At 41.5% G+C, this 11,536-nt stretch carries 8 protein-coding genes and 2 riboswitches; of the genes, 7 read left to right on the forward strand and 1 reads right to left on the reverse strand.

What is annotated here, in order from left to right:
• Positions 1-16: 16 nt before the first annotated feature.
• The gene (gene cobT / locus K0R93_RS07595; protein ID WP_300299613.1) at positions 17-1,063 is read right to left on the reverse strand and encodes a nicotinate-nucleotide--dimethylbenzimidazole phosphoribosyltransferase; all 1,047 of its coding nucleotides are present in this window, start codon (positions 1,061-1,063) and stop codon (positions 17-19) included.
• 221 nt (positions 1,064-1,284) lie between these two features.
• Positions 1,285-1,458, reverse strand: a riboswitch (cobalamin riboswitch).
• Positions 1,459-1,810: 352 nt separating this feature from the next.
• Between cobT and K0R93_RS07600 the strand changes: the two genes are divergently transcribed.
• The 7 genes from K0R93_RS07600 to K0R93_RS07630 all read left to right on the forward strand — a co-directional run bounded on the left by K0R93_RS07600 (position 1,811) and on the right by K0R93_RS07630 (position 11,425).
• Positions 1,811-2,692 carry a DNA-3-methyladenine glycosylase family protein gene (locus tag K0R93_RS07600; RefSeq protein WP_300299615.1) on the forward strand — a complete coding sequence of 294 codons (882 nt, stop codon included), beginning with the start codon at positions 1,811-1,813 and terminating at the stop codon, positions 2,690-2,692.
• Positions 2,693-2,765: 73 nt separating this feature from the next.
• The gene (locus K0R93_RS07605) at positions 2,766-3,467 is read left to right on the forward strand and encodes a DUF554 domain-containing protein (RefSeq protein ID WP_300299617.1); all 702 of its coding nucleotides are present in this window, start codon (positions 2,766-2,768) and stop codon (positions 3,465-3,467) included.
• Between the two features lie 171 nt (positions 3,468-3,638).
• The gene (gene sigI, locus K0R93_RS07610) at positions 3,639-4,394 is read left to right on the forward strand and encodes an RNA polymerase sigma-I factor (protein WP_300299619.1); all 756 of its coding nucleotides are present in this window, start codon (positions 3,639-3,641) and stop codon (positions 4,392-4,394) included.
• Positions 4,363-5,511 (forward strand): anti-sigma factor domain-containing protein, encoded by a 1,149-nt coding sequence (locus K0R93_RS07615; protein ID WP_300299621.1) that lies wholly within the window; start codon positions 4,363-4,365, stop codon positions 5,509-5,511. Before sigI ends, K0R93_RS07615 begins: the two co-directional genes overlap by 32 nt.
• A gap of 320 nt (positions 5,512-5,831) precedes the next feature.
• A complete protein-coding gene (locus K0R93_RS07620) occupies positions 5,832-6,920 on the forward strand; it encodes a stalk domain-containing protein (RefSeq protein ID WP_300299623.1) in 1,089 nt (362 codons plus the stop codon).
• A gap of 76 nt (positions 6,921-6,996) precedes the next feature.
• A riboswitch (ZMP/ZTP riboswitch) is annotated at positions 6,997-7,075 on the forward strand.
• Between the two features lie 330 nt (positions 7,076-7,405).
• Entirely contained in the window at positions 7,406-9,091 is a 1,686-nt protein-coding gene (locus K0R93_RS07625) for a formate--tetrahydrofolate ligase (RefSeq protein ID WP_330685080.1), read from the forward strand.
• A gap of 306 nt (positions 9,092-9,397) precedes the next feature.
• A complete protein-coding gene (locus K0R93_RS07630; protein WP_300299625.1) occupies positions 9,398-11,425 on the forward strand; it encodes a urocanate hydratase in 2,028 nt (675 codons plus the stop codon).
• Positions 11,426-11,536 lie beyond the last annotated feature (111 nt).

The following is an 11,536-nucleotide window of genomic DNA, read 5'->3' on the forward strand; positions in this document are numbered from 1 at the left end:
TACTACTATAATATTGCTATAATGAAATTCCTGATTCTTCTAGGGTAATCATTTCTTTTACCATGTAGGTAGCCGCTTCCACGATGTTGAAGGCGATGGCAGCTCCTGAACCTTCACCTAGGCGCATGCCCATGTCAAACATGGGTTGAAGTCCGATAAGATTTAATGCAGCTTTCCCGCCTTTTTCAGCTGAACAGTGGGAGGGAATCAAGTAATTCTTTACCTTTGGCTCGATAGAACAAGCAATGATGGCAGCTGCCGTAGAGATAAAACCATCTACGACCACAGGAACACCATGGGCAGCTGCAGCCAGCATGGTGCCAGCCATACCTCCAATTTCAAAGCCTCCAACCTTTGCAAGGACATCAATGCCATCCTTGGAATCTGGTTTATTATGGGCAATGGCTTTGCAGATGACGTTGGCCTTATGGGATAACTGGTCTGTTGGCAGTCCAGCACCTATACCGACAACTTCTGAAGGATCATAGTTGCCCATAACGGCCACTATGGCAGCACTGGCTGTGGTATTTCCGATACCCATTTCTCCTGTGCCGATGAGGTTCTTTCCAGCCTTGATTTGAGCTTCGGTGACTTCGATACCTATTTCTAAGGCTTGAATGGCTTCTTCTCGAGACATGGCAGGACCTTCTGCCATATTGCTCGTCCCATAACGTATCTTATGCTTGAGGACATCAGGGTGGTCGATATCAACAGCGACACCAATGTCAACGATGACTACTTCAGCTCCTGCTTGCTTAGCGAAGGCACACACCCCTGTCACACCCTTGGCGAAGTTTGGGGTTTGTATCGCAGTGATGATCTGTGGATTAGGTGCAATACCTTCTTGGTACACACCATGATCAGCAGACATGACAATCACGACTTTGTTATCTACCGTTGGGAAGGGGTTTCCTGTGATGCCTGCCAGTTGGACTGCTAAATCTTCCAATCTTCCAAGACTTCCAGGGGGTTTAATAAGGGCGTCCACGCGAGCTCTAGTTTTTGTCATGGCTTCCTGGTTTAGTTCAGAAATCATTTGTAGGGTTTGGTGAAGCTTTTCCATTTGATATTCCTCCTTGTATTGGATAGTAGTTAAGAGGCTGCTCGCCACTCGCTGTTTGCTTCTCGCAAAAGACTTTTGTGTGTTGCACTTATTAGAAGCGAGTAGCTAGTGGCCAGTAGCGAGCAGCCTATTTATAGTAGCTAAAAGCTAAAAAGCAAATAAAAAAAGTCCACAGTTTTTTTGCATAGGCAAAAAAACCATGAACTTTACCATCCTTCATGTACTTCTAAAGCTTATAGGCAGGTCTCCTGGCTTGACATCTTTGTCTTTCACACCTTCCCGGATGAACCAGTGGTATCTTGTGATTGACTCCGTCCTACAGTGGCGGGACCGCTGAAGATTTTCACTTCATTCCCTATTCTCCCCCTTGGGGCACCTATAACCTCTAATGGTTCTATAGAAGATTATATTCGACAGAGATGAAAAAAATCCTTCTAGAAAAAAGAAAAGTTAGTGTTAACGCTACTCGCTGTTCGCTTCTCGCTTCTCGGAAAAGATTTGTGTTTTGGGTTTGTGATGGGCAACTGGGTAGTGGTTAAAATATTAATGACTGGTGACTGGTGACTGGTGACTGGTGACTGGTGACTGGTGACTGGTGACTGGTGAGGATTTTTTCAGGGTTTTGCGAGAAGCGAGTGGCCAGCAGCGAGCAGCCAGCATTCAAAAGAGTAGAACATAAGATATAGGGTAAAAATAGAAGAAGGTGGATAATCTTTTTCATAGGATAAAAGCAAAGGAGGAAATACCTTGAACTATAAAGTAATCGAAGAGAAGGATAGAGTGATATTAGAAGGGGTAGAGGATTTTGAGCTGCAGCATATTCTAGAATGTGGACAGTGCTTCCGTTGGTATCGGGAAGTTGACGACAGCTATACTTTGGTGGCTCATAACAGAATATTAAATATTGCAAAGCAAAAGGATCAAATTCTCTTCAATCATACAAATATTGAGGATTTCTATGGGATTTGGAAGGCATATTTTGATTTGGATCGAGATTATAGAGGCATTAAAAAAGTTCTCTGTGAAAATGATCCCGTCATGGAAAGAGCCATTGAAAAAGGGCATGGTATTCGAATCCTTAAACAGGATGAATGGGAAACCTTGATTTCTTTTATCATATCCTCCAACCGTGGTATCCCCCTCATTAAAAAATCTATAGAAGAGCTCAGTGAAAAATATGGACAGTTCATCGGGATTTATGGAAATCGAAAGCACTATGCTTTTCCACAACCAGAAGCACTGCTGAATAGAACCATAGAAGAAATTCAGCTTTGCCGCACGGGATATCGTGCCAAATATATCGTAGATGCAGCTGCCATCGTAGGAGAGGGGCAAATGGACATTTATGCGATTCATAACTTGGATACAGACATGGCAAGAAGAAATCTTTTAAGAATCAATGGGGTAGGACCAAAGGTAGCCGATTGCATATTGTTATTTTCCATGGGTAAATTTGATGCATTTCCTATTGATGTGTGGGTAAAACGCGTAATGGAATATTTTTATTTGCAGGAGGACATGCCCCTAAAAACGATTCAAGACTATGGTCAGAAACGCTTTGGCAAATACGCAGGCTTTGCCCAGCAGTATCTTTTCTACTATGCCAGAGAATTAGGAATAGGCAAATAATACAAGAAGGAGTTTTTTGAAGAATAAAGAATATATATTTAGACATACGAAATGAGCAAAGGGGGAAGCAATTGTGCTGGGAACAATTGTGAATGCATTGGCCATTGTAGGCGGAAGTATTATAGGTCTATTTTTCGGGGGAAGAATACCAGAAAAATATAGCGATACGGTGATGAAATCCATGGGATTGGCCATCATACTTTTGGGTTTATTGGGTGGTTTTAAGGTTCAAGATCAGGATGTGCTATTGGTGATTTTTAGTTTGGCCATAGGGAGTTTGATCGGAGAGTATCTCCGCATAGAAGATAAGCTCGAAGATTTAGGAAGATGGGTAGAAAAAAAAGCAGGTAAATCAGAAGGGGGTATTGCCAAAGGCTTTGTCGCTGCTAGTTTACTTTATTGTGTAGGTTCCATGGCCATTGTAGGTTCATTGGAAAGCGGCTTGGTGGGAAATCATCAAACTTTATATACCAAAGCTGTGTTGGATGGAATCACCTCCATTGCATTTACATCTACCATGGGAATCGGTGTTATGCTGTCTGCTGTGGCAGTTTTTGTGTACCAAGGTCTGATTACCATGACCGCTTCCTTTATGAAGGTGTTTTTGATTGATGAGGTCATCCGTCAAATGTCAGTGGTGGGGGGATTGTTAATTCTTGCCATTGGATTGAATATGATAGAAGTAAAACGATTGAAGGTAGGCAACATGCTTCCGGGTATTTTTATACCATGTGTGTACTACATGGGAAAACTACTATATTTGAAGATAATTTAGTATATAATTGTTAAATAAGGGTAGACATTGGAGAGAGACAAATGGGTCTCTTTTTCCTTTTTAGCATAAAACATGAAAAATTTGGAGAGATATCTCCTCAAAAAACTAGAACCAGGGACCTAAAAAAGGGTAGAACAGCGTACATCTATAATGTAAGGAGGTGCATACGGGTTGGCGCGCCTATTGAATTTTCTTAAGAAAGACTCCTTAACAAATCGGTTAAAGAAAATTAAGGATGGAGATTCCCAGGAAAGAGAAATATTTATTGAGGAATATATACCTTTTATTATAAAAACCATATCCAATACGACCAATCGTTATGTAGAATCCGAGAACAGCGAGGAGTATAGTGTGGGACTGGAGGCCTTCAACGAAGCTATTGATAAATATGAGGGATCGAGAGGCACATTTATCAGTTTTGCGGAGTTGGTAATCAAGAGCAGAGTAACTGACTGCCTTCGCAGGGCCAGCAGACATATGGTTTCTGTTCCCATAAGTCAATATGACGACGAGCAGGAGCAGCAAATTGAAGCTCAGCTAAAGACCGAGGACTTTACTGTTGCTTTTGAGCTGAAGGATGAAATGAGAGCCTTTGAAGAACAGTTAAAGGCATTTGATATTACCTTCTCAGATTTGGTGAATGAAGCACCAAAGCATGTAGATACCAGGGTTAATAGCATACAAATCGCAAAGTTTGTGGCAACTCACCAGGAATTAAAGGATGAATTATTTCGGAAAAAGACATTGCCTGGGACAAAAATTACAAAAGAATTAAATGTAACATTGAAAATGTTAAAACGAAGCAGGAAATTTATCATCGCAGCCGTATTGATTCTAGACAGCGATTTAGAACTTTTAAAGAATTATATTTACGAGATAGAAGGGGGTGTTGCGGATGGTATACAGGGGATGCGTGGTAAAGCTTGAAAATGATTTTGCGGTTGTTCTGACAAGTACCATGGAATACCTAAAGGTTGTAAAAAAAGATGGGTTAGAAGAGGGAAAAGAAATTATCTTTGTCCAGGAAGACATTTATAGAAGAAGCAAGGTATCCATAAGGACTATTGGTTTAGCCGCAGCAATGTTCCTCATGATGTTTATTTCCATGACTTGGCTAAATCCATGGAGTACCACAAAGATTCTGGCAAATACAGCCGCTGTTGTCAGTATAGATATCAACCCCAGTGTAGAGCTTGAAATCAATCAAGCGCAGGAAGTTTTGAAGGTAATTCCCATCAATGAGGATGGAAAGAAGGTTGTGTCAGAAAAACTGCTTGGCATGGCCATTGATGAAGCAGTCTTAGCCATTGTAGACAGCGCAAAGACATTAAACTATCTGACAGAGGAGCGAAATATGGTGCTGATTTCTACCACCATGACAGCTGAAAAGGTGAGCCTTGATGGAAAAGAAATCGTTGGGAGAATTGAACAAAAGCTGGAAGAGAAGCTAGATATTCAAGAAATTCAAGTTGCCTATTTAGAAGGAAAGAAAGAAGATGTAAAAAAAGCTCGAGCACAGCATGTATCCATTGGGAAGTATGGTGTTTTGAAAAAAGCGGAAGCTGATGGAGAACAGATTACAGTTGAAGAGATTAAAGAATTAAAGGTACAACAGATTCTGGACAAAGGTGTTGGAAAATTAAACGTTAAAGAATTAAAGAAAAAAATACAGGATGATGAAATAAATGATGACCAAATAGAGAATAAGGTGACAGATGAAAAAGAGAAAAAGGAAAATCATCCACCAGGTCAAGAAGCAGCACCCGGTCTCGGAAAGGCGCCTGGACTGCAAAAAGCTCCTGGACTACAAAAAGCACCCGGCCAAATAAAAAAAGAAGCCTCTGCTGAAAATCAAAATAGTGAAAATAGAAAGCAGGAAGATAAAGACAAGGAAAAAGCGGTAGAAGAAGAGACGAGTAAGAAAGCACAAGGGAAAACAAAGGATCAGAAAGAAAAGTCCAAGGATGAAGAAAATGCTAAAGATGTGAATTCTAAGGAATGGAAGATATGGCTGGAAAAACAAAAACAGAAGAATAAAAATTAGGAAATAAGACATATTGGTGGCTAGAAAAACTTGTAGTATGCTAAGGCTACAAGTTTTTTATTTAATAGGAAAGTTCTACTTTCCTATTAAATAAAAAATCAGGGGTGCAGGGGAAGTATTCCCATGCCGTATTCAGAGGGGTGCTCAGGCTGCTTGGCAGCCGTCGAAGGGGAACTAGGTTCCCCTAGCGAAGCAGCTTTGCTGCTTTTTGACATTTATAGACAAATTTTTTTAACAAATAGGTAAAACAGCACCTAAAAAGTAAAAAGAAGTCGTAATACTATGATGTAAATCAAGAAAACACAAAGGAGGACACAAAAATGAAATGGAGAAAAATAGTTTCATTGACAGTCATTACTGCTTGTATGTTTACGGTGCCAGTTAGTGCCGCACCAAAGGTCGGCAAGGTGGAAGCACCTAAGGGAAAAGTAGTAAAAGAAGTACAGCTTGATATGGAAAGCACAGTTGAAGCCACAGATGAAACAGTTGAAGAAAAAGCTAAAGATAAGGCATGGAAAGCAGTGAAAGATCAGTTAGAAGAAAAGAAAAATGAAATAGAAGCTGAGAAAGATGCCATAGAAGAGGCGTTAGCAAAATTAGAGGCTGACTATGAGGCTGCAAAAGCCAGCGGTGACGAAGCTGCAATTAAAACTGCTCAAGAAGCGATGGCTGCTGCCAAGGCTGAAATGACTGAGTTTAAAACACAAATGAGTGCAATCAAGGCAGAAATGAAGGACGTTATCAGAAATAAATATACCCAAGAAGAATTAGATGCTTTGAAGCAGGTGGCAGCAGAGATTGAGGAAGCGGATGCAGATGTAGAAGTAATTCCAGTGGAAAATATCTACTCTAAGAAAGGAAACTTTAAATTTGATGTTCCTCCGGTGATCAAGCAGGGAAGAACATTAATCCCTGTAAGAGCAATCACAGAGGGGCTTGGTGCTGAAGTTCAATGGGATGGAGAAAATCAAACGGTTACTGTGACAAAGGATGGTGTAGAGATTATTTTTGATCTAAAGACCGGTGCAGTAACGGTAGATGGTGAAGCGAAAACAATCGATGTACCTGCGGGACTTATCAATAATAGAACCATGGTACCTTTGAGATTTATCGCGGAAGCCTTAAATTTGAAGGTAGGATATGATAGTGAAACAGGTGTTATCGACATCGACGAAGAAGCTGGCGAAACCACAGAGACAACAGAGGGTACCGATGCCGTAGATACAGCAGAACCGGTTGAAGCAACAGAAACAGCTGAGACAGTAGAGGATACTGATGCTGTTGATACTGCTGAACCAGCTGAAACAACAGATGAAGAACAGACTATCGTTGTAGAACCAGTTCAAGACGATGAAGCTGGAGCTGATGTGACTAATACAGAGGTAGAGGATACAGCAGCACAAATATAAGTACATATCCATTTTCAATGACAGATAAACCTTTCTCTTGATAATGAAGAAAGAATACTCTATAATGAAAAACATAGTGAAATCACACGACTGGCGGAAGTGGAATAAACCACGGGGAGTGTGATGAAGAAAAGCCGACCGCCTGGGCACAAAACCCAGGTGGTTTTTTTGTTTATCAGGAAAGTTCTACTTTCCTGATAAACAAAAAAACAGGGGTGCAGGGGAAGTATTCCCATGCCGTATTCAGAGGGGTGCTCAGGCCGCTTTGCAGCCGTCGAAGGGGAACTAGGTTCCCCTAGCGAAGGCATCGTTAGATGCATTTTTGTATTGATTAAGATGAAAATAAAAAATATTTTGAAAGCACATACTAAAGCCGAATGACGGAAAAAATATTCTGTCTATTTTTAAAATTCGACGCTTTGGTGACGAGGGCTATTATATAATTCAGATATATAATATTGGGAAAATACATAGAGAGGGTGGTTATGATGGTAAACAAGGTACCAAGTGATATCGAAATCGCACAGCAGGCCAAAATGAAGGCAATTGGAGAGATTGCCAAGGATTGGAATATATTAGAGGACGAGCTTGAGCTTTATGGAAAGTATAAAGCAAAAATTAATCCCAGTATATTTACCAGATTAAAAGACAAGGAAGACGGTAAACTCATTCTTGTTACAGCAATCAATCCTACACCAGCAGGGGAAGGAAAGTCAACGACCACGGTAGGATTAGGTCAGGCCCTAAATAAAATTGGCAAGAAAACAGTGATTGCCTTAAGAGAGCCTTCTCTTGGACCCGTATTTGGGGTAAAGGGCGGTGCCGCAGGTGGTGGATATGCTCAAGTGGTGCCAATGGAGGATATCAACCTTCACTTTACTGGAGATATGCATGCCATCACCACAGCCAACAACCTGTTGTCAGCGACAATAGATAACCATATTAATCATGGCAATGCATTAAATATAGATCCAAGACAGATTATTTGGAAGAGAGTTTTAGATATGAACGATAGAGCCCTACGGGAAGTTGTTGTAGGGTTAGGCGGTAAAGCCAACGGATTTGTAAGACAGGATGGATTTATGATCACTGTGGCATCAGAGGTAATGGCAATCTTATGTTTGTCTTCTGACCTAATGGATTTAAAGGATCGACTTAGTAGAATGGTTATTGCCTACAATTATGGGGGTCAGCCTGTGACCTGTGGAGATTTAAATGTTCAAGGTGCTATGGCAACTGTATTAAAGGATGCCATTAAGCCGAATCTTGTCCAGACCCTTGAGAATACGCCAGCCTTAATTCATGGCGGGCCTTTTGCCAATATTGCCCATGGCTGTAACAGTATCATGGCGACGAAGCTAGGATTAAAGCTAGGAGACTATCTTGTGACAGAGGCAGGCTTCGGTGCAGACCTTGGGGCAGAAAAATTCTTAGATATCAAGTGTAGATATGGTGGACTAAAGCCAGCAGCTGTAGTGATTGTAGCAACGATACGTGCATTAAAAATGCATGGTGGTGTAAAGAAAACAGAGCTAGGTATAGAAAATGTAGAAGCTATCGAAAAAGGCTTTGCCAACCTTGCAAAGCAGGTGGAAAATATTCGAAAGTTCGGACTTCCTGTATTGGTGGCTGTGAATCGATTTGTCAGTGATACAGAAGCAGAAATAGAAATATTAACGAAAAAATGTATAGAATATGGTGTGGAAGTTGCACTAAACGAGGTGTGGTCAAAAGGCGGCGAAGGCGGCGTAGAGATGGCTGAGAAGCTGGTTCAAATCGTTGAAGGTACATCACCTGACTTTAAACACTTATATTCAGCAGAAGCATCCATTCCTGAAAAGGTTGAAACCATCGTAAAAGAGATTTACGGCGGTGATGGTGTTGTATTCTCTTCTAAAGCCTTAAAGGAAATCAAGAAGCTCGAAGAATTAGGATTGGATAAACTCCCGATCTGTATGGCAAAAACCCAGTATTCTCTATCAGATGATCCAAATCTTTTAGGTGCGCCAAAAGGATTTAAGATTAATGTGAAGGAAGTCAGGGTGTCAGCAGGGGCAGGCTTTATCGTATGCCTCACAGGGGAAATTATGATTATGCCAGGATTGCCAAAGATACCATCGGCAGAGAAAATTGACATTGATGAAAACGGTGTGATTACAGGATTATTCTAAGAGGTTAGAAGTTAGAAGTTAGAGAAAAAGACGCTACTTGCCACTCGCTGTTCGCTTTTAGCAAAAGGCTTTTAAGTTAGTCTTTGCTAGTGGCGAGTAGCGAGCAGCTAGTAGCGACTTCAGTTACGCTAAAATACATTACTTATATCAGCTCATCCGATGGCTAACAACTCTAAGGCTCCCGCTCCTACAAGCGGGAGACAAGAGTTGTACAGCCCCTGGATAACACGACTTGGCGTTCAGGTGGAGTTACAAACTCCATCTGAACTGAGTCTTAGTTGATATACAAACAAGGAGGAAAATAATATGGTTACAAATTATGATATTTCTCAGGCTATGACCATAAAGCTAGACAATGAACTGCCTGAATACCCTAAGTTCATTGAAGGGATTCGAAGAGCACCGGATCGTGGCTTTAAGCTTACACCAGATCAAACAGAGACAGCACTAAAAAATGCCCTTCGCTATATCCCTGAGGAGCTTCATGAGGTAGTAGCACCAGAGTTTATGGATGAGTTACTGACGAGGGGGAGAATCTACGGCTATCGCTTCCGTCCAGTGGGAGAACTAAAAGCCAAGTCTATTGATGAATATAAAGGAAACTGCATTGAAGGAAAAGCCTTCCAGGTAATGATTGACAACAATTTATGTTTTGATATTGCCTTGTATCCCTATGAACTGGTTACCTATGGGGAAACGGGAAAGGTATGTCAGAACTGGATGCAGTACCAATTAATCAAAAAGTATCTAGAAGTGATGACCAATGAGCAGACCCTTGTGATCGAATCTGGGCATCCTTTGGGACTATTCAAGTCTAAGCCTGATGCGCCTAGGGTAATTATCACCAATGCCCTCATGATAGGAATGTTTGACAATCCAAAGGATTGGGATATCGCAGAACAGATGGGTGTGGCCAACTATGGTCAAATGACAGCTGGTGGTTGGATGTATATCGGCCCCCAGGGAATCGTACATGGAACATTTAATACCCTGCTGAATGCAGGAAGAAAGATATTAGGTATCCCAGATGATCAGGATTTAAAAGGAAAGCTGTTTGTAACCTCAGGACTAGGAGGTATGAGCGGTGCACAGCCAAAGGCAGTAGAGATTGCCAATGGCGTAGGTATTGTGGCAGAGGTAGATTATTCAAGAATTGAAACGAGACACAGCCAAGGATGGGTACAAAGAGTAACAGCGGATTTAAAGGAAGCCTTTGATATTGCCAGGGAGTATATGGATAAAAGAGAGGCCATGTCCATTGCATATCATGGAAATATCGTTGACCTCTTAGAATATGCTGCTGAAAATCATATCAAAATCGATCTATTATCCGATCAAACCTCCTGCCATGCGGTATATGAGGGTGGATATTGCCCACAAGGTTTGACCTTTGAAGCAAGAACAGAAATGTTAAAAAATGATCGACAGCAGTTTGTGAAGCTGGTAGATCAGACATTAAAGCGTCACTTTGAAGTAATAAAGAGCCTTGTCAGTCAGGGAACCTATTTCTTTGATTATGGCAATGCATTTATGAAGTCTATCTATGATGCAGGGGTAAAAGAAATTTCAAAGAATGGTATTGATGACAAGGATGGATTTATTTGGCCGTCCTATGTGGAGGATATCATGGGTCCTGAGCTATTTGACTACGGTTATGGACCGTTCCGCTGGGTGTGTTTAAGCGGCAAGGACGAAGACCTAAGAAAAACAGATAAGGCAGCCATGGACTGCATTGACCCAGACCGCAGGGGTCAAGACCGGGATAACTATGTATGGATTCGGGACGCAGAGAAGAATAAGCTTGTGGTAGGTACCAAGGCCAGAATTCTATACCAGGATGCCATGGGAAGAACAAAGATTGCATTGAAATTTAATGAAATGGTACGTAATGGGGAAGTAGGACCGATCATGCTGGGGCGTGACCACCACGATGTAAGCGGTACAGATTCTCCATTCAGGGAAACCTCAAATATCAAAGATGGCAGTAATGTCATGGCAGATATGGCGACTCAGTGCTTTGCTGGAAATGCAGCGAGAGGCATGAGTTTGATAGCCCTTCACAATGGGGGCGGTGTAGGTATTGGAAAGTCCATCAACGGCGGTTTTGGCATGGTGTTGGACGGCAGTGAGAGAGCAGACAATATTCTAAAGACTGCTATGCCGTGGGATGTTATGGGCGGTGTAGCAAGACGTGCCTGGGCAAGAAATGAAAACTCTATTACAACAAGTATAGAATTCAACAAGGATAATGAAGGCACAGATCATATTACCCTTCCATACATTCCGAAGGAAGATTTAGTGAAAAGCCTTGTGGCGAAAGCATTTAAGAAATAGGATAAGGTTGTAGGGGCGATTCACGAATCGCCCGATAAGATTAAAGATAAGTGATAGGTTGAAGGTAGATGACGCTGCTCGCCTCTCGCTATTCGCTTCTCGGAAAAGATT

The organism is Anaerosolibacter sp. (assembly GCF_029240175.1).
GTDB lineage: Bacteria > Bacillota > Clostridia > Peptostreptococcales > Thermotaleaceae > Anaerosolibacter.